Source organism: Paraburkholderia podalyriae, assembly GCF_014397785.1.
In the GTDB taxonomy this organism is placed as follows: Bacteria; Pseudomonadota; Gammaproteobacteria; order Burkholderiales; family Burkholderiaceae; genus Paraburkholderia; species Paraburkholderia podalyriae.
In genome coordinates this window covers 25769-49682 of record NZ_VZQQ01000044.1, presented here as the reverse complement: position 1 = coordinate 49682, position 23914 = coordinate 25769, and the positions used below count along the sequence as shown (strand labels likewise).

Below are 23914 nucleotides of genomic sequence, written 5' to 3'. Positions count from 1 at the left end.
GCCTTTACGGCTGCCAGGCCTCTGAGTTGGCTCTGACAAAATGGTGTCCACCACTTCGAAAATGATGGACATCACTTTGATGCCGATTCTTGCGCCCGTCTACAACGGCCATCGCGAGCCGCTTACTTTTTTTTCATCAGATTGCTGTTTGATTAATTGGTTTAATGGACCCGGCCCGCAGAAATGGATCGTCATAACAAATGGATCGTCATAAGAAAAAACCCGCAATAGGCGGGTAGTTTTGCGAGCCTAGAAAGTCATTCTGCTCTGAAGGAACCGTTCTTAACGCTTCTGCGGCGTATTCGGCTGTGCTGGAGTTTGCGTCGAAGCTTGCGATGCGGTGTCACTCGCTGCTTTCACGTCACTTTGCACCGCTTCCCTCGTTTCCTCCGTTGCTTTGAACGCCGCCTCATAGGAAGATTCCGGCGCTTCCATGATCCTCGACCTCAATGCTAAGGCAGTTTTCTCGGATGCCGCTGATGCGCTATCCGCAACGCTCCCGAGAAGGTCCTGTACTCGTCCACCGAAATTCTCATATTGGCGTTGCGCTTCGCGTGTGACTTCAGCCTGTGTGGAAAAAAATATCGCGCGCAGATGTCGATTGTAGACGGCTACCTTTTCCGGAAATTGCGCAAAACGTTCGGTCTGGAGATCAAAGAACCCGACACGGTTTTGACCGTCCCTCGCCTTTTGTAACATCTCGGTCCCTTCAGGCATCGTTACGTTGAGCACTTGAAGGTTGAGTTGACTGAGCTTTTCAAATCCATCGAAAAACTTGCCCGTTAACTTGAAAAGCATTTCTGCACGGGCTTTTTGTACGGCAGAAATTTGCGATTGTTCATGTAGAGGCGGACCTGTTGGTCGGTAATGCGGGTTCCAGACATGGGGCTGACCGCTTCTTCTTGGTTTCAGTCAGCCCATCCTAGCCTCCGCCGAACCAGCGCCGCCGGTAGCTCGTCGTCTCCGGCGGCTACGCCGCCTCCGACTCCTCACTACCGGCCAAGATGATCGCCGCTACACCGGACAAGTTCATTGTCGCCGTCCAAGCTGCGCGCAAGACCCAGCTCGGCTAGTAGTTCTGACAGCGCGTAGGTTTGTTTCAGGGCATCAACCAGCAACGTCTTCTCCCGGTTGGTCAGGAGCTGCAGGTCGACGCCCAGGTCTTTTTTTAGCAGTTCATTGGCCTTCTTCAGGATGTCGTGTTCAAGCTGCAATTGCCGGATATCGCGTCGAAGCGATGCGACCTGCCGCTCAAGTTCTGCCTGCTCAGGGGCTTGCGGCGAATCGTTGTGACGTTTCATGGAAGCCGGAACCTCACGACCGAGTAGCTTATTTTTCCAGTTGTATAACGTCGGCCTGCTCACGCCCATCCTTTGTGCCACCACGCGCGCACTTTCCTCTCGAGTACACAGCTCGATGACTGCTGCCTGCTTCAACTCTCGGGGCTGCGGTACGCCCCCGGCTTTGCCGACAACGCATTTCCTGGTTTCGGGGTGCAACTCGTCGACCCAGGCTGCGAGTGTCTAGCGCCCCGGATATCCCAATGCCCTCAAAGTTCCAGCAAGACAGTGACCATGGTTCAGATAGTGTTCGACGGCCGCCTTCTTCTGTTCGGCCGAGTACTTCGGCCTTGAACGCACATAGCGCGCCGGCAGATCATGACATCGTTCGTACTCTCGATGCCAGCTTTTGAGCATTCTTTGTCGGGTAACCCGACTGACGAATGGTCGCGGCGACGCGCTTTCGGAGTTTGATGTAAAGCTCAACCGCTCGAATGCGGTCTTCGTACGAGTACATGGACTACCTCCAAGTAGTCCAAGATTTCTGCCGCACCCCCAAGCGCATGTGCGGTCGATTTACCGCCTCGCAGATTGCCTCAGCATCGGCTGCGTCGGTCTTGTTGCTCTTTACGTAAGGTCGAACGAACTGCGGGGCAATCAGGCACGCCGTGTGTCCAAGCTTCGTGAGTTCCCGGCCCCAATAGTGCGAAGACCCACATGCCTCCATGCCGACCACGCACGGCTCAAGCTTCGCGAAAAACGCCAGTACGTCAGCGCGGCGCAGCTGCTTGCGTACGACAATATGTCCCTGCGAATCCACTCCATGAACCTGAATAGAGTCTTTGCAAGATCCAGTCCGACAGTGGCTATCTTCATGATGAACGCTCCTTCGTCGTGGAAGTCACGACCTCTCCACTTTGGCATATGCCGAACCCCGAAGGGCGGGAGTCGTCCATCACATCAGAGCCCGTTCGGCGACGTGCAGTCGTCGCAGTTGCATCGACCCCATCGACGTCTTCCTGCAACGGGGCGGCGACGGATGGTAACAGCGCGGGAGCGCCACACCGCCGCCGAGGAACTGGCGGGCACCGCCCCTCGCCAAACCGCAGACAAACCGACCCGCGCACCGCCATGCGCGAGTCCGTGCAGGCTCACGCTGCGTCTGCGCAGCACTCACGCGCCACCGCGAGCGCTTCACGAAACTCAACCAGTTCCGCAATCGTCAGCATCGGCAGCTTGTGCTGCTCTGCAAAGCGCTCCACGTCCGCGCCGCGCGTCATCGTGCCGTCCGGATTCATCAGTTCGCACAGCACGCCGGCCGGCTTCAGACCCGCGAGAATCGCCAGATCGACGGTGCCTTCCGTATGGCCGCGGCGCGCGAGCACGCCACCCGGCATCGCCCGCAACGGGAAAACGTGGCCAGGGCGCACGAGGTCAGCAGGCTTCGCGTTGTCAGCGATCGCGGCGCGGATCGTCGTCACACGGTCAGCGGCCGACACGCCCGTCGACACGCCCTCGCGCGCCTCGATCGAAACGGTGAACGCCGTACCGTGACGGCTCCCGTTGTTGGCAGCCATCGGCGGCAGTTCGAGCGAGCGGATCTTCTCGTCGGGCAGACACAGGCACACGATGCCGCTGCATTCGCGGATCAGGAGCGCCATGGTCTCGTTGGTGAGACGCTCGGCGGAGACGATCAGATCGGCCTCGTTCTCGCGGTCGTGATCGTCCTGCAGGACGACGGCGCGGCCATCGCGCATCGCCTGCAAGGCAGTGGCGATACGGGGCGGGACAGCTTCGGTGGCAAGCAGCGGGAGATCGGCGAACGCACTTTCAACAAACGTGGCCGGTGCAGGAAAGGTTGTAAAGGACATATGAACGCTCATCGCAAAAGTTGCGTGCACCTTACACGAGGGAGGTGTTGCACTTCAAACTGGATCGCGCCCTTGCTTTCGCTCTTTCCTGGATTGACATCACCGCAAAGTTAAGGACTTGATCTGCCATGGCTTCGATCTGTTGCACAGTCTTTTCGTCGTCACAACCGCAGTCGCGAAACTTGACCGCTGCTGAATTAATGGCTACGCCAAGGGGTACGGGCCACCCACGCAGGGCGTGGGTTATTGCACGGAGGGCGTTCAAACCCGCCATGGGCCCTTGCACCCCAAATCCACAGCAGATCGCCCCTACAGCTCGACCATCCAGATACACTCTCTCGTCAGCGCTCATTTCCTCGGTGTAGTCAATAGCATTCTTGAGCGGCCCCGAGACACCGCCGTGATAACAGGGCGAAGAAAAAATAACGCCGTCCGCTCTTCGCAAGGCATCAATAAGAGCCTTCGCATCCGGCGCAAGAACCTTGGATTGCGGCTCGTACAATGGCAATATCAGGTCTGCGCCACGAAACAACATGGTCTCCGCGCCAGACTGTTGTGCTTTGTGCAACGCGATGGCGAGTGACTGCTCGGACGAGGATCCCGGTCGGGTCGTCCCCCCCATTCCTACGATAAGTGGTCGCTTCATCACCATGACACTCCTATATTTCGTGCAGCACCTGGGTCAATTTTCATTTGAGAGAGCTTTTTCCCGGCTCACCTTTTCAGCTGAATGCTTGTCGAACATGGCCTGCCTGGCCTGCATCGTCAGTACATCTAACTTATCCCAATTTTCACTGACCCATTGGAATGAAGACTGACGCGACGTATTCGACCTTCTGAAATGTGGCACAACGTAACGCGCGTATAGCTCGTATGACCGCTTGGTTGCGTCAAAATCAGCCCAGTTTGTTGCCAAATGTAAAAACGCGCCAAAATCACCCTGCTTTCTATGCAATCGCTCAATCATCGCAATGGCATCCGCTGGCGTGCCGATAACAGCTCGTCCGCTTTCGACCAGCGCTTGCACGGGGTCGCGACCGCGAAGATCCCGGTAACGGGCCGGAAAGATGACGTCGTTGTAGGCTAAAAATTCCTGGATCCCGTATCGGACGTTCTCGTATGCCTTTTCACGAGTTTCCGCAATGTGCATCGGCGCAACGAGGCGAAGTCTGTCAAGTCCGACATGGTGTCCGTTCTCGGCGGCCAACTCCTGAGCCACTTGCCAGTTCGTCGCCAGGGCGTCGTAGCCGCTCCCCTCGGTCGCGGTGACACAAAGCATACCTAAGCCGTATTTTCCGGCCGCACGACCACCTGAGGGTGTCACAGAACTTGCAACTGCAACCTCGGGATGTGGGCAGGTGAAAGGCCTCAAATGAAGTTTGGCCTCGACCAGGGAGAACCAGTCCGTGGTCTCCGTCACCGTTTCCCCTCGCAGCAGACGCATGATTACGTCCAGCGATTGCGCCATTCGATCGCGCAGCGCACCTGGCTCGATACCAAGCATCATCGCATCCGAATTCAGGGAGCCGGGCCCTACCCCCAACATCACTCGACCACGGGTCATGTGATCCAGCTGAACAATGCGGTTTGCAACCATAAGCGGGTTGTGATAAGGCAGCGACACAACACCGGTTCCCAACTTGATCCGCGTTGTGCGCTCTGCGGCCGCGGCAATGAACAATTCCGGAGAAGAAATGATCTCGTAGCCCGCTGAATGATGCTCGCCGATCCATGCTTCCTCGAAGCCGAGTTTGTCGAGATGTTCTACCAGTTCAAGGTCCCGTTGCAACGCCAGAGTGGGGTCTTCGTTGGGTGTGTGATAGGGCGCAAGAAAAATTCCACTACGGAGGTTCTGTCCAAGCATGATGGTTCCTATCGTCAGTTAATTTCCGACTCCGGCGCGAGTCGGGTACCCGGTACGCGGTGCGCCTCCGGTGCTCATCAGTCGGACTGATCCGCCTTCAGCCTCACGCCCAACTGCAACGCGATGCCACTCAGGAACAGCAGCGCAGCCAGCAGGTATAGTGCAAGATCCATGCTGCCGGTCGTGGTTCGGATCTGGCCGATTAACCACGGGCCCACGATACCGCTCGTCATACCGATACTGCTGATAGCAGCGATGCCGGGCGCGGTCGTCTTGCCTGGCAAGCAGGTCGGCGGCACCGCCCAGAAAACGGGGAAGGCGGCAAAACCCAGCGTGGTGCATATCGACAGCAGTGCGAGCATCACCGGAAAGCTTGGCAAATGCAGCGTGAGCGCAGCAAGCGCGGCGGCGCCACCGAACACGCAAAACCAGAAATGCTTGCGGCGGTCGCGTGCCCGGTCCGAGTGGCGTGCGATGAGGATCATTCCGATCGCGCCGATCGCGTTCGGAACGACGGTATAAAGGCTGATCGCCACGACATCTACGATCCCGAAATCGCGAATCATCAGTGGCATCCAGAGAACCAGATTGAGCGTAGCGCAAGTCAACGCAAAATGGACGAACGCAAAGAGATAGACACGCGGGTTGCGCAACACGGCGAGCAGTCCGCTGGAGTCATGCGCGCCGCTGTTCACCTCGCCGCTGCCCGCGAGCAGCAATTCAAGGCACTGCTTTTCGTGAGTCGTAAGCCAGTTCGCATCCCTCGGCTTATCCACGAGGCAGAACGGCGCGACGAACGCCAGCAGCACAGCAGGCGAGCCTTCAATGATGAATAACCATTGCCAGCCCAGAAGACCCAACACGCCGCTCATATCACGCATGATCCAGCCTGACGCCAGTCCCCCGCATACGCCGGCGCCGGTCAAGCCGGCGAAAAACACCGACAGCACGCCGGCGCGCCGGTTCGGCGGGAACCAATACGTGAGGTACAGGACCACTCCCGGGAAGAAGCCAGCTTCGAATACGCCGAGCAGAAAGCGCAGCACATAGAAATTGCGGGGCGTTGAGACGAACAGCATTCCGACGGAAGCGAGTCCCCATAACAGCAGGATGCGCGTGAAAGTCCGACGCGCGCCGAACTTCGCCAGCAGCAAGTTGCTCGGTACTTCAAAAAGAACATATCCGACAAAAAACGTCGCGGCACCCAGGCCATAGATCGCGTCGCTGAAGCCCAGGTCGTGCTTCATCTGCAACTGGGCGAAACCGATGTTGGTCCGGTCTAGATAGGACACCACATAGCACACGAACAGAAAGGGAACGATTCGCCAGGCGACCTTGCGAAACAAAAGCTCGTCCGCGCCGGCGGTAGGGGCTGCGGCGGTAGTCACGGGGACCGCCGCCGTGGATCCGATCATCTTCTCCATCTCTCTCTCCCGATTTAAAAAGTTGGAAGGACCTCTTGGGCGCCCTCCACATTTCGCTCATATAATTTAACGGTCGGTCCATTAAATCATAGCGGGTGCCGTTCCGCGCAAGTCGGTACTTTCCCTGATCGAGTCCCGGCCGTCGACTCCGGGGGCTGCGACGGCCAGCCGGACATCATCATGCCGTCTTCTCAGGGAAACTACTGACGCCTCTCTCTTTGCACTTATGGTTTAATGGCCCGACCGTTAAATCATTGTTAGTCCGCGGAACTGCGCAGGCTGACCGCCGGAAGGATCAAAATGGGGGAACCTCGTGTCCATCGAAGCGCATCAAGCCCTACTGGAGCAGGGTCAACTTTGCTATCAGGCGTGTCAGGACTGCGGCCACGCCTGGCTTTCAGCGCGCACGCATTGTCCGAAGTGCCTAGGTGCCAACTGGCAGTGGGCGCCCGCGTCGGGTGGCGCAACGTTGGTCAGTTTTGTGGTCTTTCATCATGCATATCACGACACGCTTGCGGACGAGGTTCCCTATGCGGTCGGCATTGTCGAGCTATCAGAAGGACCGCGGCTGATCAGTCGCCTCGCCGGCATGGCGGATCCGGAAAAGTTTTGCATTGGACAGCGACTGACGTATTCAATCTCACCACGCCGCGGAGTCGCCGCAACGACCTTTCTGCCGGAGGGGTGACCATGGCTTCGTGCGCCGTTCGGACTGATGCAGGGGTCTTCGGCAATCATCACTGGTCGATTGCTGCGCGGTTTTGCCAGGCGCCTTGCGCCCCCTTGCACCCGATTGAACCGCCTCCACTCTGGCTGAAGCTCAAAGATCCAAGCCCGGAATATCTGACATGAAACCTCTCGACGGAATACGCGTCCTCGATCTGACCAAGGTCCTCGCAGGGCCGCTATGCGCGCAGTACCTGGGCGATCTGGGTGCTGAAGTGATCAAGGTGGAAAGTCCCAAAGGAGATGACACTCGCCATTGGCCGCCCTTCCACACCGACGCAAATGGCGGCGAGAAAACGGGAACCGTCTTTCTCAGTGTGAACCGAAACAAGAAGAGCCTCGGCCTTGACCTCAAGTCAGATGAAGGTCGCGCGGTGCTGCGCAGACTCGCTCGCACGGCCGATGTGCTGATCGAGAGCAACGCGACGGGCGTAGTCGAACGGCTCGGGATTGATTACGCGAGCCTCTGCGCTGAGAACCCACGTCTTGTGTATTGCTCAATCTCCGGCTTTGGCCGCAGCGGGCCACTGAAGGACAACAAGGGCTACGATCTGATCGTCCAGGCCTTCACCGGCGTGATGGCGATGACCGGAGAGCCTGGTGGATCACCGGTTCGGGTACCCCTATCCCCCATCGATCAGGCGACCGGGCTCAACGCGCAGTCTGGCATTCTCGCTGCGCTATATCAGCGGGAAAAAACCGGACGTGGCGCTTTTTTGGAGGTTTCACTTTTCGAGACCGCGATAGCCCTGCTTGGATTCAACCTTCAGCGAAGCTGGACGCGGGGCACGGCGCCTGCAAAGTCCGGCACAGGGCATGAATCTCTCTGCCCTTACCGGGTGTTTAACGCTTCGGACGGTGATGTGCTGATCGGAGTTGCAAACGACTCGCTTTGGCGAAAGTTCTGTGACGCCGTTGGCCGGCCAGAGCTCACTGACGACGAGCGTTTCAGCACCAACGCCGAGCGCGTGCGTCACGCCGATCAGACGAACAGGATCGTTGAGGAGATTGTCAGTCAGCGTTCGATCGACGAGTGGGTTGCGCGCCTGACAGAACTTGGCGTGCCTTGCGTTCCGTTAAATGATGCGCTGCAGGCCGCGGATCACCCACAGACCAAAGCGCGCGAACTTGTCCAGAAGTATGTGCATCCGCGCCTCGGTCCGTTGAAGGGGGTGGCAAACCCGGTTCTCTTTGCTGGTATCCCGCGGGATGTTGGCACGCGCCCGCCCGGACTGGGCGAGGACAGCCGCGCCGTCCTCGAGGGGCTCGGTCTCTCGGGTACCGAGATCGACCGGCTGATCGCCACCCGCGTTGTCATTGCATAGCCGTTTTTTCAGGGATCGCCAAATGTCCGTCAATTTCAGTGTCGAAGATCATATCGCCACGATTACATTGAATCGTCCCGAGCGGTTGAACGCGCTCGACGAGGATCACTACGCCGCCTTGTCTGCGGCGTGGATCGAAGTCAGAGACAACGATGACATCCGCGCGGCAATCATCACGGGCGCGGGAGAAAAGGCTTTTTGTGTGGGTGCCGACCTGAAGAGCTACAACCCCGCAACGCGAGGCTGGGCCGATCTCTGGCTCACGCAGCGTCAAAGCCTTCTGAATCGAGGACTTGAAGTCTGGAAGCCGGTCATCGCGGCCGTCAACGGGTATTGCCTGGGCGGAGGTCTCACGATGATGCTAGCCACGGACCTGCGCTTTGCCACGCCCTCTGCAACCTTCGGCCTTTCTGAAGTGCAGCGCGGCCTCATCGCGGCGAACGGTGGAACGCAGCGCATCGCACGGCAGCTCCCTCACGCCATCGCGATGGAAATGCTGCTGGAGGGCACCGCTATCAGCGCAGAGCGTGCAGCCCATTTCGGCCTCATCAACGCCGTCGTTTCGCCCGCTGAGCTGATGGTGACCGCGCGCGCGCACGCCGAACGCATTGCCGCAAACGCGCCTCTTGCCGTTCAGGCATCCAAGGAGCTTGCGACCCGTAGCCATGACGTTGACCTCTCGTCCGGTCTGCGGTTGGAGCAAACCATGGCGCGGACTCTGCGCCATACCCGCGACGCGGCCGAGGGTCGGCAAGCTTTTGTCGAAAAGCGTCGGGCCCTGTTCACTGGAGAATGAGATGCGCGGCAAGGCAGTGATTGCAGGCGTTGGACATACCCGCTTTGGCAAGCTTGAAGGGCGAACTCCCCTGTCGATGATTGTCGAGGCAGTGGCCATGGCCGTGGGTGACGCGGGCATTGACAAGGAGGCTATCGATGCAGTGATGGTGAAATTTCCGACTTCGAAGCCCGAGTTCATGTTCGGCCAGCAGGTCGCGGAGGCGCTCGGAATCCAGCCAAAGGTCGGAGGCGTCTGGGATCAGGGCGGCGCAGCAAACATTGGCCTGATTTCGCAGGCGGCGTTGGCGATCGAGGCGGGTCTGTGCGAAATAGCAGTGGTCTGTTTCGCCGACAATCCCAAGTCCGGAAGTCGCCACAACTACAGCCGCCCGCATGGCGCGGATGCGATCCACGGCTGGTATGGGACACCCGCCGGTTACGCGATGATCGCTCGCCGTCATATGGCCGACTTCGGCACCACCCGCGAGCAACTCGGGGCGGTCGCGATCGCAGCCCGCCGCCATGGCGCGGCCAATCCCAATGCACAGCTGCGGCGCCCACTTGACCTGGACACCTACCTGGCCTCGCCCGCAATTGTCACTCCGCTCCATCGAGACGACTGCGCCCTGGTGTCTGACGGCGGGGCCGCGGTCATCGTCATGAGCGCCGAGCGGGCGCGAAAGCTTCAGGTGCGCGCCCCAGTGCCCATTCTGGGCTTCGGGCAAGGCAATACATCCTGGTCCGTCGCGCAGCGTCCCGTGCTGACCACTACGCAAGCTGTTGTCTCTGGCGCGAAGGCGTTCGAAATGGCTGGACTGACGCCCAAAGATATCGATGTGGCACAGATCTACGACTGCTTCACCATCACGGTTCCGATGACACTGGAAGACTATGGCTTCTGTCGCAAGGGAGAAGGAGGCGCTTTTGTATCCGGCGGCCGAATCGAAATTGGGGGCGCCCTGCCCATCAATACTTCAGGCGGGCTTTTATCGGAAACCGGAATGCCCGGGTTGCAGCTCGTGATCGAGGGCGTCCGTCAGATGAGGGGCGAGGCCAATCTGCAGGTCCCCCACGCAAAGACCTGTATCGTCAGTAATCAAGGCGGCGTCATGACGACACACGCAACGCTAATCCTCAGTCAATGAGGTCAACGTCTTCCGGTAAGCGCCGGAATAAAGTCACATATCTGAGCATGGAAATGGAGCACGTTATGGATAAGTCCTACGCCCGCCTGGGCCTGTACATCGATGGCGCGTGGCGCGACGCAGCCACATCCGCCCCGATCATCGATCCAGCCACAGGCGAGGAGATCGGTCGAGTGCCTCATGCCAGTGTCGCTGACCTCGACGCCGCGCTCGCAGCCGCGCAGCGCGGCTTCGACGCGTGGAGCGCGATGGGCGTCGATCGACGCACACCCATCCTGAAAAAAGCAGTCAGTCTTTTGCGAGATCGCGCCGAGACCATCGGCGCGATCATGAGCCGGGAGCAGGGAAAACCCACGGCTGAAGGCACGGCAGAGGTGCTACGCTCGGCGGCACTGCTGGAGTGGGATATCGAAGAAGGCCGCCGACTCTACGGCCGAATCATCCCCGGGGCCGCGGGTATGGCAAATTCGGTAGTTCGCTTGCCGATCGGCCCTGTCGCAGCCTTCACGCCCTGGAACTTCCCGGCCTCGATTCCGGCGCGCAAGCTCGGCGCCCTGGCCGCGGGCTGCTCCGTCATTCTCAAGGCCGCCGAAGAGACTCCTGGGACTGCCTGCGAGATGGTTCGCTGCTTCGAAGAGGCGGGCCTTCCAGCTGGAGCGCTGAACCTTGTTTTCGGAAACCCTGCACAGATTTCAGCATACCTGATCGCTTCGCCCGTGATTCGAATGGTGACCCTTACCGGGTCGGTTCCCGTCGGCAAACTTGTTGCAGCACAGGCGGCGGCAGAGATGAAACCTGCAGTAATGGAGCTTGGTGGACATGCTCCAGTCATCGTTTGTGCGGATGCAGCCCCTGAAACGGTAGCGCGTGCCGCGGTCATGGCCAAGTTCCGCAACGCCGGACAGATCTGCACCTGCCCCACCCGCTTCTTTGTACATCGTTCGCTTTACGAGCGTTTCCTGTCAACCTTCGCTGACGGTGCGCGCTCTCTACGAGTCGGTCCAGGAAGCGATCCCCAATCCCAGATGGGACCTCTGGCGACCGAACGGCGCGTCGAAGCTGTGGATTCCCTGATTGCCGATGCGATCGGGCGCGGTGCGCGACTCGTTGCCGGCGGCACACGCCGGAAGGGCCCGGGTTACTACTACGAACCCACGATCCTGGCCGACGTACCGCCCGGCTCACGTGCACTGCATGAGGAGCCTTTTGGCCCCATTGCACTCGTGCTTGCGTTCGACGAACTGGAAGAGGCGATCGCCGCTGCGAACGCAGTGCCGTACGCCCTCGCGAGCTACGCGTTTACGGATTCGGCGCGCAACATCGACCTGCTGACGCGTACTTTGGACGCAGGCCTCCTGTCAGTTAATCATTTTGGTGCGTCCCAGCCCGAGGGACCCTTCGGTGGGGTCAAGGACAGCGGGTTAGGTCAGGAAGGCGGGATCGAGGGATTGCACGCCTTTACCACTCTGAAATACATCCAACTCAAAACCGCCGCGTAAATGCCCTCCTGGGCGGGGAGGCGTCGACTGTTAGGGTAAGACCATTGATATGGTAATATACATCGGCACACGATGGACCTATATCCGGAGCAGCAGATGACCGACGCCTCCCCAAAACTCGATGTTATAACGGTGCCAAACCGATATGGGGCACTGGCTGACGTCCTACGTGAGAAGATCTTCTCGGGCGAATTCCCTGAGGGCACCGCCCTGCCTGCGGAGCGGGAGCTGGTGGCGCAAACCGGGTTGAGCCGGAGTTCCGTGCGCGAGGCATTACGGGTACTCGAGGCAGAAGGCCTTGTGCGAATAAAGCTCGGCCGATATGGCGGGACCGTCGTAGAGCACCAGGGCAAAGGGGTGTTAGGACGGCTCGTCGACCTCTTCATAAAAGGCCGAAAAATCCGCTTCGAGGCGGTGCTTGAGGCACGTCAGGCGCTCGAGCCAATGCTTGCCTATCTTGCTGCGCGCGAACGAACAGACGAACAGTTGCTCCATTTGCGAAATTTGACGGAGGCGCTTGAAAATGCCTCTTCCGATAAACGCGGGGAAACGGCAAAACTCAACGTCGACTGGCACCTCGCGGTCGCCGCGGCGAGTAATAACGAGTTGCTTGCAACGTTCATGGAGTCGATGGCAGACGCGTGCCTACGCGCGTCGGTTATCGAGGATCATGGCTCGGAAGCTTTGCGAGGGGGCATGCTACGAGCGCACCGCGGGATTCTCGAGGCCATTGAAGCGCAGGACAGTGAAAAGGCCTTCCGCCGCATGGCCCGACATATAAATGCCTACGCCGGTACGTTAGCCGGACTTGCCCCACGCGAGGTTTCCCTCGGTTAGCGAGCCCACGCATCCGCTGCTTCGCTCACACACCAACGCGGCGGGCTGCAGATCGACCGTGTGCCGATGCGCTTCCAACGGGCTCGCGCCAATCACGTAGTTGAACTGAACGCGCGCGTGAATGGAAGGAATCTGAAAGCCGAATCCCCGAAGCAACGGCTGCCTTGCAACGTGCTGCTGCCATTCGATTAAAACGCCTGCGAACGTCTTTTCCCAGCCGACAAGGGTTAGACCCAACAGTCCGACCGCCACTTCATCCCTCCGGCATGCTGCGCCCGCCTGAACGGCCGGTCAGTTCCCGGATGCGTTGCTTGAACGCCGCCAGCGGTTTCGCCGCCACCTGCGGCCGCTCACAGGGCGAAGCCGTCGCACGAGTGTCTCGTCCGTTATCGCGCAGTTCCGCGATTCGATTTCGATTGCGATTTATGGGGTGTCAACAACACGTGTGGACGGCGACAATGAACTTGTCCGGTCGTGTTGCCTCACGAAGGAATGTTACCCGACGGATTGTTGTCGTTTCGCTTTCTTTCTTTGTACGCGCGCGCCGTCACGCGTCTTTGTCTTCAGCTTGAACGAAGGCTGGAAGAAGTTAATGTATAGCCGCGATGACGCGTACAGCTGCGCCAGCGCGTTCCTGGCATCGACACACCGCTCAGCCGGCCATAACCGACCAGCCGCCGCACGACGGCGCCGTTCTTCTGCTCCACCCAGGCCTGATCGTTCTTCTTGTAGGCCCTCGAGCGCGTCTGCACAAGACCGCGGCCCTTGCAGTAGTCGAGGACGCTCTGGTTCATGAACGCACTGTCATGATCCGAGTCCACTCCAAGCATCGCGAATGGCAGATCGGCAGCCGCTTTCTCAAATCCTTCAATCACCAGCCTCTGGTTGCGTACTCGCATGGCCACACATTCTGTCCAGCCGCTGGCGATATCAGTCAGCGTGAGGGTGTGGACGAACTCACCGTCTATCTTCGAACCGCCGCAGTGTTTTTCGACCATATCGATCTCGAAGAAGCCCGGTGGTGGATCGCGCCAGTCGGCGAAGGTACGCACCGGAATGCTGCGCCGGATGGCCGAGCCCACCCCCGTGCGCCGTTTACGCTGCCCATCGATGTGCGCACGCGCATTGGCCAGCATGCGCTCGATGGTCGCCGCGCTGACCTGAAGGAGTTTGGCCTTGACGACCGGATCCAGGTCGAGATGGCCGTGCCGCTCCATGGCATCAACCAGCTTCGGGATCAACGCCTTCAGTCGCTTGCCGCAAATCCTGTCGGCTGCTTCCCACAATACCGTCAGCGCATTGCGCAGGCGCACGGTGCTGGCGTCCTCGCGGAAGGTCACGTCCAGACAATGATGCAAACCGTTCGCGATGGCCCAGTGCATGCGGCTCGCTTCAAGCAGGTGCCGGGCGTCAGGTGCGGCTGAACTGATCAGGTATTGCGTCTGCACACTCACCTGGCCGCCGATGTCACGTGTGCGCTCGATGCGCACCAGGCTCTTCAGTCTGGGCCAGCGATTCAGTTCGCTCATATAGTCCGGCGCTGACACCGCCACGCAGTGGCGGGTTTCAATGCGACCGTGTCCTTTATCCAGTGTCTCGAAGATCGACGGCTCCATGTGCGCCCAGCCCGAGCCTCGCACACTCTTGCCATCGATCGAGATGAGCGTGTGCAAATCCGGACATACCTGACCTACCCAACCCAGCAGGCAGGCGTCCTGAGGTCGGTCGGAATCCGTGGACGCCAACGGGTTAAGCAGCGATTTTACTCAAATGGAATCGCTGCGTGAAAGCGGCCGGCGACAGATAGTCCAGACGCTCCTGTGTGCGCTGCCGGTTATAAAAGATCTCGATGTATTCCGTGATTTCTTTGCTGGCCTGATCGCGGGTCGCGAACTTGCGATGATAGACGAGTTCATTTTTCAGTGAGCCCCAGAATGATTCGATGGGTGCGTTATCGGAGCAATTTCCACGTCTGCTCATTGATGCCTGCATGCTGAACTGTTTGAGCAGATCCTGATAGGCGTGGGCGCAGTACTGGGCGGATTCAACCGGTCGTCGCAACACTAGATTGTTGAACAGATTTTAGATATTCGTCCAGGGCTTCGGCAGGTGTCTTCCAACCAAACGTTTTCCGGGGCCTGGCATTCAGTGTATTGGCAACGGCCTGGATCTCTCGAGCGCTCCAACGGGATAGGTCTGTGCCCTTTGGAAAGTATTGTCGCAGAAGGCCGTTCGTGTTCTCGTTGGTGCCGCGCTGCCAGGGACTGTGCGGGTCGGCGAAGAATACTTTTACCCCGGACTCGACGGTGAAGCGGGCGTGATCGGATAGTTCCTTGCCACGATCCCAAGTCAATGACCGCCACAACTGGGCAGGCATGTCAGTCACGGTCTTCTTGAGCGCATTGGCCATCGTGACAGCTCCATAGCCAGCCAGCGCGGGGCCGTTCTTCATCCGGGGAGTCAGCCCATAGCCTTTCTCCCGAGGCAGGTGTACGAGCATGGTGAAACGGCTTGATCTCTCCACCAGCGTCCCAATAGCAGATCGGTTCAGGCCGATGATCAGGTCGCCCTCCCAATGCCGGGGTACGGGGAGTAACGGAACAGAAAACCCCTTTAAGCTTTAAAGTTATACAAATCTGCGGAAGTCCCGTTCCACGGAATAAGGCGACGGCAAGAACAAACGGCCAGCCTCGAAAACTGCGAGCCTTGACGGCCCGTCAGACGTTCGCATCGTCGCCGGGCTTCCTGAGTGGTCTTAACTCTCCGCGTACGACTGCTTCCGGCACGGCGAACGAATATCGGCCGAGCATGTTGGCGTGGTCATGGATGAGCGGCGACAGGCGAGCAACATCTTCGTGCTGCACCGGGTAACCTTCACTGCGAAGCTGCTTCAACACGGCCTCCATGTAGATGGTGTTCCACAACACGATCACGTTGACGACCAGTCCGAGCGCGCTCAACTGGTCTTCCTGTCCTTCCCGGTACCGCTGGCGCAATTCGCCACGCTTGCCATGAAACACGGTTCTGGCTAACCCATGGCGCGCTTCGCCCCGGTTTAGCTGGATCAGCGTGCTTCGGCGTTTTGCCTCGTCGTCGATGTACGTGAGCGTGTGCAGCGTCTTCTCGATCCGGCCGAATTCGGCCAGTGCCTTTGCCAACTGTGTCTGCCGGTCGCCGACCTGCAACGTGCGCATGATACCGGCGGCTGATACCCTGCCCAGCTTCAGGGAGCCCGCGAGGCGCAGCATGTCGTCCAGATATCCGAGCAGGCGGAACAACCCGAAGATGATATCGGTGTAGGCACCGGTATCAGTCATGATCTGTGTCGGCTGCAGTTCTGTTTGCTGTTCGAGTACCACCGTCAGCAGTACCAGGCTGTCGCGCAGCGTGCCCGGCACCGGGATGCCATGCATGCCGGTGAACTGGTCCGATACCATGTTGTAGTACGTGACGCCGCGGCCGACGCCATAGTATTTCGGATTGGGGCCCGCATGAACCGTTCGCACCGGCACCACGAAGCGCATGCCGTCGGCCGACGCAACTTCGCCACCACCCCAGATGTGCGCCAGTTCGATCTGATTCTGCGCTGCGACCAGCATGGCGTTCGCGGCAGACAGGGTTTCGTCGCGAATATAGGTCTGGGCAACCCACGCGAGCCGGTCGCGACGCAACGCCGGCATATCCTGCCGGACCAGGGGCTCGAACCCGGTGTTGCACGACTCGGCAATCAGCACAGCGCATAGACTGGTCGTGAGATCGTCGGCCCTCGACTCACGCTCGCTGATATGGGTGAAAGCCTTGCTGAAACCCGTACGCGCAGCAATTTCCAGGATGATTTCTGGCAAATCGACGCGCGGCAGCCGTTCAGCCACGATGGCACGCAGTGCGATAAGCGACTCGGGTTCCTCGATCTTGTCCAGCGGCGTCAATATCAGTTCGTGTTTGTCGCCATCGGCCTCGATACGCACGAAGGGATTGTCAGGCAGGCGCGCCGCGACGGCGCGGTAGGTCTGATCCAGCTCCTGCGCCATTGCAGCCAGCATCGCCGACGGATTCGCTGTGTACCCGAGCGAGCGGTAAACGACGGGGCGGGCGACGTCCCACTCGACCGCCGTCAGGAAACCCTTGCGAGGATCGGCGTACCGCCAGCTTGGTGCCGCAAACACGTCACGCCGACGCAGTGCGACTCGCAACTGATCCAGCGTACAGAACAGATAGGCCCGCCGATCCACCTCGCCCTCGTTCGGCACGACGTGCGTCTGCCAGGATTTCGACACGACCGCCATTGGAGGCTCGGCATCCCGTTTCGGATCGACCTCCATCACGTGCAGGTATTTGAGCGCCTCAACCACCGCCCGCCCGGCTGGACCTGCATCAAGATGTATGTGCTCAAGCAGCGCGGGCAGGAAGCGTCGCACGGAGCGGTAACGTCCCTGCAATTCACGATAGAACACATCCTGCGGCGGACGAACCAGCGTGCTGACCTCCTGCAGGGCGTTGAGGAGTTCATCCCGTGGAATTTCCTTGAACACCGCATCGCGCACCTTGTTCGCCGGCAGGTCGGTATCAAGCAGGAACGTACAGGCGCCAGCGAGCTTGATGGCCGAGGCGTCGAGATCTTTCAGGCTGCGCAGGCGCGATTTCTGGTCGGCTTTCTGTGCATTGTTGAACAACTCCCTGAGCAGGACTTCGAGCACCTCCAGCGCATCGTCCTGCGCGCTCGCTTCAAGTGTGTAGGCAAAGGCCACGAGCGTGGCGAGACGTCGCGCCGGCGGCAGTCTCTCGATCGCTGTGACCTTCGAGGTATTGGCAAAGCGCGCCAGCGCGGCAATCCGGGTCGGCGGAATATGAGCCGCTATCGGCAGGCGGATGCCCAACGCCCGCACCGCCTCCAGACGTTCGAGCGAGCGTACCAGCGAAGGTCCGCTGACGACAACCGGGCCGCTACGCAACCGGTCGAGCACGGAACTCCGGCTGCCGGGCGCGCTGGTGAGCAACGCCTCAAGATTCGCGCGTGCTTCATAACTCAGACCGCTGCCAAGCATGCGCCACAGTCGTGTCTCCACGCGTTGGCGCACGCGTGCGATAAAGCGTTCGAGCATCGTCGCGCCAGGCAGCAGCACCTTGTGAGCAAGCAGCCACCCGGTTGCGCGCTCGAATAGCGCGCCGGGCCGGTCGGTGCCTGTCCAGCACAACGCATACAGCCAGCGCGAAAGCCGAAAACCAACGACAGCATCCGAGAATGCGCGGTAGCCGGAACGCTGGCGGATCTCGGCGGTGTGGTTCCAGCGCTGCTTGCCGTCACGGTAGGCGGCCAGATCGACCTCATCGATATGCAACTGACGCACGAGCGTCCCGATCACCGTGTCGGGTACAGCGACCGGATCGTCGAGAAAGGTGCCGAGAAATCGCACCGTACAGAGTTGCAATGCGAATCCGAGGCGGTTATGAGCGCCGCGGCACCGCCCAATAAGCACGCGATCCGCATCGTCCAGATGGAAATAGCGGGTCAGCTCTTCCGGCGACGGTGAGCCGTCATAGCGACCATAGCCGTCCCGTTGATCGGTGGTGACGAAACTGACCGGCACGCCGGGCGTTCGCCGTTAGCGTTGGTGAAGTCTGATTGCGCCGGATAGCAAGGTAGCAGCAAGGTCTTGATCGCGCATGAGCCTGTCCGTGTCGGTGAGCGGAAATGCCTCAATTCCCGAGAAGATCTCGAGACATGGACTGCCAGTTCGGTGATGGCTCGACGCACAGTTTCGGTTCATGGCGCGATCGCAATGCGGGTGGCGATAGAGCGCAAAATTCTAGCGCACGAACATTGAGATGTGCAGATGAAGTGTTTCATGGCCGTTGGCGCACACATCACAAATGTCACAAAGTTGTGACTTCGTAAATCCCCCGCCCAGGCTCGCGTGCCGGTGGATAGCGCTCAATTCGTCTGCGAGTGCGAAGATCCTCGAGCAGCGCAGCGAGCCGATCCATTAGCACCGTCAGATGGGCAAGTCTGCGTATATCGGTAAACGCGATCACCCAGTTCGGCAACGCGATCATCGAGATCGGTGAGCGTGAATGTCGAACTGGCAGCCTAACCGGAGACCGTTGTCGACCCCAAGCGGCCTTTCGAATCGCCCGACAGCTGACATTCGAGTCCTGGTGAAGCCGACGCTCGGACTGACTCGACATGCCCAGGGTCCCGTTTGCCTTTTTCATCACGAGCGACTACAAACCCAGTAGGGGACTGGCTGCGTAGGCAGGCCTGCCGGGTTTCCGTATTTGTAATGATGCGTTCCGTTCCACATCTGACGGAAGCATGAGTCCGTTGCAACGCCCCTGTTCCTTGTCGTTGGGTTTGTCATCGGGTTAGCGCTGACCGGATCTTTGCTGCAATCTGTGTCAACGCGGAATGCAATGATTGCGCCGTCCGCGCCAACACGCGGTTCGCCGCCGCGCGGTGGAGAGGCGGCCCTCAACCGCTTCCCTGTCGTCACAGAACACACGTAAGGCGTCGAGCGTCCCATCATTCTCCTCTGACAGTTGACGAAAGATGTCCCAGCAAACGCATGACTCGGGCTTCGCTCAATTCCGGCTACCGGCTGCTCCCGCGACGGCTGCGACCCGGCCGGGTCAACCCACTGGCCAGGCGATTTCTTGAGGCGGGCCTCGCCCCCGCCTGACGACTTGCCGCAAGGAGGACGCGATGTACCCCGACCAAAGAGGGCTTGCGCTGACGACGGACAGTGCCGACGCCGTGCGGCATTTCGATGCCGCGATCAGGCATTACCTGGAATACCGCCTGGCGACTGCGGACGACGTGAAACACGCGCTGGAGGCGGACCCGAATTTCGTGATGGGGCATTGCCTGGCCGGTTGTCTGCTGATGACCTTCCAGACCCTTGCCACGCGCGACCGGGTGCTGTCGCATCTGACCGCTGCCCGGGCCGGTCTACCGCACGTCTCGCCCCGTGAAGCGCGGCATGTGGCGGCGCTGGAAGCGTGGTATGGCGGCAATACGCGACAGGTGGCGCGTATCCTGGAACAGATCGTCATCGACCATCCCACCGACCTGCTGGCGCTGCGGCTTCATCATTTCAACAGTTTCTGGCTTGGAGACAGCCAGGGATTGCGAAGCCTGCCGGCCTGCGCGCTGGGTGCGTGGGAGTCATCGATGCCCGGCTTCGGCAATGTACTGAGCATGCTGGCGTTTGGCTATGAGGAGTGCGGCGACTACGTCACCGCAGAGCGACTCGGACGACAAGCCTTCGAGATCAGCCCCGACGACCTGTGGGCAGTCCACGCGGTCGCCCATGTGCTCGAGATGCAGGGGCGTCTGGGCGAAGGCATGGCGTGGCTCGACCGTGCGCCGGATGCCTGGGCCGACCGCAACCCATTCAAGGATCACCTGTGGTGGCATGCGGCGCTCTTCCCGCTGGAGCGGGGCGACTACGAGAAGGTGCTGGCTCTGTACGACCGCAGCATCCGGGTCGACGCCAATGGCTTCTATCTCGACGTGCAGAACGCTGCTTCGCTGCTGCTGCGGTTGCAACTGCTCGATGTGGACGTGGGCGAGCGCTGGCAGGAACTGGCCGACCTGGCGGAGGCCCGCATCGGCGACCACGTGCTTCCGTTCACCGATCTGCATTTCATGATGGCGCTCGCCGCGAGCGGACGGCACGACGCGGCAGCACGACTGCTGGCGTCGCTGCGGGGATTCTCCGAGACATCGCCCAGTGACGCTGCTACGACGATGAAGTCGGTCGGGCTGCAGTTGAGTGAGGCGATCGTCGCGTTGGTGGAGGGCGACTACGGAGCCGTCGTTGACCGGCTTGCCCCGATACGCCGGGCGCTGGCCGACGTGGGGGCAAGCCATTCACAGCGCGACATCTTCAACCTGATGTTGATTGAGGCGGCCTTGCGGGGCGGCCGGGCATCGCTGGCGCGTGCCCTGCTGTCCGAGCGCGTTACGCTGCGGCCGTGCAGCCTCGGTAACTGGACCAGATACGCCGCTGCGCTGGACGCCACAGGGGATCGCCGCGCTGCCGCCGCCGCCCGCCAGCATCGGGACGAGCTATTGGCGGTGTGAGGCACACTCCCCCAGAAACGATCCCGCAGCCGATACCGCAGCTTCCCGCCGGGGACGGACCGGTGCCGTCAGGTGCCAGATAGTCTTTCCATGAACCTACCGCGTCCGGCGGCCAATAAGTTCGCACTTTGAATGTCGGCTTTCGGGCAATTCGTCTGTTCTGCGCGATTGGCTGGAATTGGCCGACTGCCGACCGATGTGCGTGAGTCGAACGGATGAGCGACATACCTTTACTAGAGTTGCATGCTGAAACGATGCTCCTGAACACCGTTTCAGCTGTTCATCACGAACCGGAACGGATGCTCACGAAACTCCGAGGTCGCTGTGCACGAGCGCCCGAAATACGCACAAGTCCCTCCTGTTACTACGGCGTCATCGGTCCGGATCGCACGACGCACTGTCAGGTTACCTGACGTGAACGTTTGGCTGTACGTGCCGGCGTGGTTTCACCCCGGGCCTTGAGCTGGCCTTGCAGCAATGCGACCTGCTGGGCCATCGCATCACGTTCGCGCCGCAGGTCGCGGGCCTCTTCCATGACGCTGGCGAGCTGCTTCTCGTGCCGTTCGGCGAGCCGTCGCTGTTCGGCGGCGTCGGCCGAGAGCCGCTGGACGTCGGCGACGAGCTGCTCGTTGCGCTGCCGGGTTTTCGCAAGCGCGGTTTCCGCCCGCCGTTGTGCATCACGTGCCTCCTCGGTCTGCAGCATGACGCGCTTCTGCACGCCTTCCAGCCGGGCCGTCGCCTGACCGACCTCGGCCCGCAAGGCCGATTCATGCCCGGTGTGGGTGGTTCGCAACGCTTCGAGTTCACGGGCATGGGCAGATTGCACGTCGCGCAGCGCCTGTTCCGATTGCACGCGGACGGCGTCCCGTTCGGCCACGGCGGCTTCGGCCTGCCGCAGGGCGCTGTCATGTCCGGCCTGGGCCTGCGCGCGCTCGGTCAGCGCCGCAGCGAGCCGCGCCTGCTGATCGTCAAGCTGGGCGCGCAGCGTCTGCACATCAGCCTGAAGCGTTGCGTTGGCGGGCGCGAGCGCCCCGGCGCGTGCCGTAGCGTCGGCGGCTTCGCGCTCGAGTTCTTCGCCGCGCTGTGCGAAAACCGCTTCGCCGTGTTCGATGGCGAGCGCCCACACTGACAGCATCGCGCTGGCGACCGCCGGCGGCAGCGCGGCGCTCAACGCATCGATGCGCGCCTGCTCGTCCTTCCACAGCTTCAGTTCGTCGTTGATCGTGGTGCGGCTGCCCTGGCGGATCTCCGCGTAGATCAGGTCGACGGTGAGTTCGTGCGGGCGCCGGCCGGCGGCGACGAGACTGGCGGCGGCCTGACGGGTACGCAGACGGGTATCGCTGATGCGGCTCATGAGTAGGTTCGGGGCGTGGAAATGGTCAGGGAAGCGGCATTCTGGCGGAAAGTATAACCGTATATCCATGTATTACGTTATATATATAACGATAAGAGATTGAAATTTATGATAATCCGCATAATCGCAAGTAACTTTGCTGTACGCTGCGAAAATCCGATACCTGACCGCGTCACACCATGAACCCCGCCGTCGTCCCCGTCGACCCCACCCTGGCGATCACGCTACCGACCGCGCTCGATGGCAGCGGCGGCACGAACCGGGCTCATGGCCCGCACAAACAGATCGCCGCCGACACCGATGTCGAGGCCGTTCGCCTTTGGCTCGCTGAATACGCCGCGTCGCCGCACACGCTGCGCAGCTACCGCAAGGAGGCCGTACGCCTGCTCCTGTGGGCCACGCAGACGCTGGGCAAGCCGCTGTCGAGCCTCACGCGCGAGGACTTCCTGCTGTACGAGCGCTTCCTGGTGGCGCCGACGGGCGACTGGGCCGATCCTGAATTGCCACGACGAGGACGCACGCGCCGGCTGTTCGACGGGCCGCTGTCGGAGCGCAGCCAGCACCAGGTGCTGGGCATCCTTTCGGGCATGCTGACGTATCTGGTGAGCGCCGGTTATCTGGCCGGCAATCCGCTCGCGTTGCGGCGAAGGCGCACGACGTCAGGCAAGCGCTCACGCCGCGTCGAGCGCTATCTCGATCACGCGTTGTGGAATCACGTGCTCGCGAGCGTCGAGCAGTGGCCGCGTCTGACCGAACGCGATGAGCAGCACTACGAACGCAGCCGCTGGTTGATCCGCCTGCTGTATCACGCGGCCCTGCGCGTCTCCGAAGCGGCCCACGCAAAAGCGGCCGACTTCTATCAGCGCCGGGGAAAATGGTGGCTGCACGTCGTTGGCAAGGGCGGCGCCGAGGGCGAGGTGCCTGTTAGCGACGCGCTGTTGAGCGAGTTTTCGCGCTATCGGATCTTTCATGGCCTGCCGCCAGTGCCGTCCGCCAATGAGGCGGGGCCCGCAGTGATGAGCATCGCCGGCGACGACACGCGGCACCTGACGCCAGCGGCTGTCTACCTGATCGTCAAGGAAGTGTTCCGGCGGGCAGCGAACGCCCTGGAGTCCACCAATCCCGCTGGCGCGGCTACGCTGCATCGTGCGTCGACCCACTGGCTGCGCCATAGCGCGGCCTCGCATCAGGCCGACGCCGGCACGGACCTGCGGTTCATCCAGAAGAATCTGCGGCACGCGTCGATCGAGACCACCGGCATCTATCTGCATGCGGAGGATGACCGGCGCCACGCAGAGACGGTCGGCGAGGCGGACCGATCAGTGCCGATCGACACAGCCGAAACCACATCATCCTCACTGGGACCGACATGAAGCATCCGGATTTCCATATTGGCCTCGAATTCCTTGGCTCCGCCGGTTTCCGGTGGCGTTGCACGGATGTCGGCGCGCGCACGATCCTGGCGATCCGGCTGGACCGCGACGACCCGAACTGGTATCGAGGTCCGCCGTACGTGGCGGAAGAAGTCGTTTTCGATGAACACGATCTGACGAGCTGCCATCTGACCGAAGACGATGCGATCAGGCGTCAGGCGGCTCGCGGCCACTTCGAGTCGTTCGCGCAAGATTTGCAAACGTCCCTTGCACACCTGTTAAGCGACATTCGCGCGCATCGGCGACGTCCTGTATGTGGCTCAAAGACACAAGTTGACTGATCGGTCGCGGGCAGC

Annotated in this window: 17 protein-coding genes and 4 pseudogenes; 9 read left to right on the top strand and 12 right to left on the bottom strand. The window is 60.6% G+C overall.

The features are described 5' to 3' along the window. Nucleotides 1-282 precede the first annotated feature (282 nt). From phaP to F6X42_RS31795, 7 genes and pseudogenes are all read right to left on the bottom strand, one after another. Complete coding sequence (gene phaP / locus F6X42_RS31820) at nt 283-798, bottom strand: TIGR01841 family phasin (protein ID WP_187637982.1); 516 nt, start codon at nt 796-798, stop codon at nt 283-285. Nucleotides 799-1046: 248 nt separating this feature from the next. Then, nucleotides 1047-1797: pseudogene (locus F6X42_RS31815) on the bottom strand (transposase); the annotation flags it as partial. Between the two features lie 42 nt (nt 1798-1839). Then, nucleotides 1840-2156 (bottom strand): annotated as a pseudogene (locus tag F6X42_RS44390) (IS110 family transposase); the annotation flags it as partial. A 275-nt stretch (nt 2157-2431) separates the two neighbouring features. Continuing rightward, the gene (gene ribB / locus F6X42_RS31810; protein ID WP_187637981.1) at nt 2432-3151 is read right to left on the bottom strand and encodes a 3,4-dihydroxy-2-butanone-4-phosphate synthase; all 720 of its coding nucleotides are present in this window, start codon (nt 3149-3151) and stop codon (nt 2432-2434) included. Nucleotides 3152-3182: 31 nt separating this feature from the next. Continuing rightward, complete coding sequence (locus F6X42_RS31805) at nt 3183-3797, bottom strand: NADPH-dependent FMN reductase (RefSeq protein WP_246530314.1); 615 nt, start codon at nt 3795-3797, stop codon at nt 3183-3185. A 36-nt stretch (nt 3798-3833) separates the two neighbouring features. Continuing rightward, nucleotides 3834-5015: an LLM class flavin-dependent oxidoreductase gene (locus F6X42_RS31800; RefSeq protein WP_187637980.1), complete on the bottom strand. Its 1182-nt coding sequence runs from the start codon at nt 5013-5015 to the stop codon at nt 3834-3836. A 77-nt stretch (nt 5016-5092) separates the two neighbouring features. Further along, nucleotides 5093-6439, bottom strand: coding sequence for an MFS transporter (locus tag F6X42_RS31795; RefSeq protein ID WP_187637979.1), 1347 nt, complete (start codon nt 6437-6439; stop codon nt 5093-5095). A 313-nt stretch (nt 6440-6752) separates the two neighbouring features. On the opposite strand from F6X42_RS31795, the gene F6X42_RS45355 reads away from it, so the two are divergent. The 6 genes from F6X42_RS45355 (at nt 6753) to F6X42_RS31765 (ending at nt 12748) form a co-directional block, all read left to right on the top strand. Continuing rightward, a complete protein-coding gene (locus F6X42_RS45355) occupies nt 6753-7127 on the top strand; it encodes a Zn-ribbon domain-containing OB-fold protein (protein WP_187637978.1) in 375 nt (124 codons plus the stop codon). Between the two features lie 160 nt (nt 7128-7287). After that, complete coding sequence (locus F6X42_RS31785) at nt 7288-8490, top strand: CaiB/BaiF CoA transferase family protein (RefSeq protein WP_187637977.1); 1203 nt, start codon at nt 7288-7290, stop codon at nt 8488-8490. Nucleotides 8491-8512: 22 nt separating this feature from the next. Next, complete coding sequence (locus tag F6X42_RS31780) at nt 8513-9286, top strand: enoyl-CoA hydratase/isomerase family protein (RefSeq protein ID WP_187637976.1); 774 nt, start codon at nt 8513-8515, stop codon at nt 9284-9286. Nucleotide 9287: 1 nt separating this feature from the next. Continuing rightward, nucleotides 9288-10412, top strand: coding sequence for a thiolase C-terminal domain-containing protein (locus tag F6X42_RS31775; RefSeq protein WP_187637975.1), 1125 nt, complete (start codon nt 9288-9290; stop codon nt 10410-10412). Between the two features lie 65 nt (nt 10413-10477). Further along, complete coding sequence (locus F6X42_RS31770) at nt 10478-11911, top strand: NAD-dependent succinate-semialdehyde dehydrogenase (RefSeq protein ID WP_187637974.1); 1434 nt, start codon at nt 10478-10480, stop codon at nt 11909-11911. A gap of 96 nt (nt 11912-12007) precedes the next feature. Then, on the top strand, nt 12008-12748 hold the full coding sequence (locus F6X42_RS31765; protein WP_187637973.1) for a FadR/GntR family transcriptional regulator: 741 nt from the start codon (nt 12008-12010) through the stop codon (nt 12746-12748). Nucleotides 12749-13311: 563 nt separating this feature from the next. Here F6X42_RS31765 and F6X42_RS31760 read toward each other — a convergent pair. From F6X42_RS31760 to F6X42_RS31740, 4 genes and pseudogenes are all read right to left on the bottom strand, one after another. Then, complete coding sequence (locus F6X42_RS31760) at nt 13312-14421, bottom strand: ISAs1 family transposase (protein WP_222945794.1); 1110 nt, start codon at nt 14419-14421, stop codon at nt 13312-13314. A 76-nt stretch (nt 14422-14497) separates the two neighbouring features. Continuing rightward, nucleotides 14498-14788: pseudogene (locus F6X42_RS31750) on the bottom strand (IS3 family transposase); the annotation flags it as partial. Nucleotides 14789-14792: 4 nt separating this feature from the next. Further along, nucleotides 14793-15335: pseudogene (locus tag F6X42_RS31745) on the bottom strand (IS30 family transposase); the annotation flags it as partial. A gap of 130 nt (nt 15336-15465) precedes the next feature. Further along, the gene (locus F6X42_RS31740; RefSeq protein ID WP_187637972.1) at nt 15466-18336 is read right to left on the bottom strand and encodes a Tn3 family transposase; all 2871 of its coding nucleotides are present in this window, start codon (nt 18334-18336) and stop codon (nt 15466-15468) included. A gap of 1112 nt (nt 18337-19448) precedes the next feature. On the opposite strand from F6X42_RS31740, the gene F6X42_RS31735 reads away from it, so the two are divergent. Then, the gene (locus F6X42_RS31735; RefSeq protein WP_187637971.1) at nt 19449-20831 is read left to right on the top strand and encodes a tetratricopeptide repeat protein; all 1383 of its coding nucleotides are present in this window, start codon (nt 19449-19451) and stop codon (nt 20829-20831) included. A 400-nt stretch (nt 20832-21231) separates the two neighbouring features. On the opposite strand, the gene F6X42_RS31730 is transcribed toward F6X42_RS31735, so the two are convergent. Continuing rightward, complete coding sequence (locus tag F6X42_RS31730; RefSeq protein WP_187637970.1) at nt 21232-22185, bottom strand: DNA-binding protein; 954 nt, start codon at nt 22183-22185, stop codon at nt 21232-21234. A gap of 179 nt (nt 22186-22364) precedes the next feature. Here F6X42_RS31730 and F6X42_RS31725 point away from each other — a divergent pair, with 179 nt between their 5' ends. Beyond that, complete coding sequence (locus F6X42_RS31725; protein WP_187637969.1) at nt 22365-23558, top strand: tyrosine-type recombinase/integrase; 1194 nt, start codon at nt 22365-22367, stop codon at nt 23556-23558. Further along, complete coding sequence (locus tag F6X42_RS44380) at nt 23555-23899, top strand: hypothetical protein (protein ID WP_246530313.1); 345 nt, start codon at nt 23555-23557, stop codon at nt 23897-23899. The genes F6X42_RS31725 and F6X42_RS44380 overlap by 4 nt, the downstream gene beginning before the upstream one ends. The last annotated feature ends 15 nt before the right edge of the window (nt 23900-23914 follow it).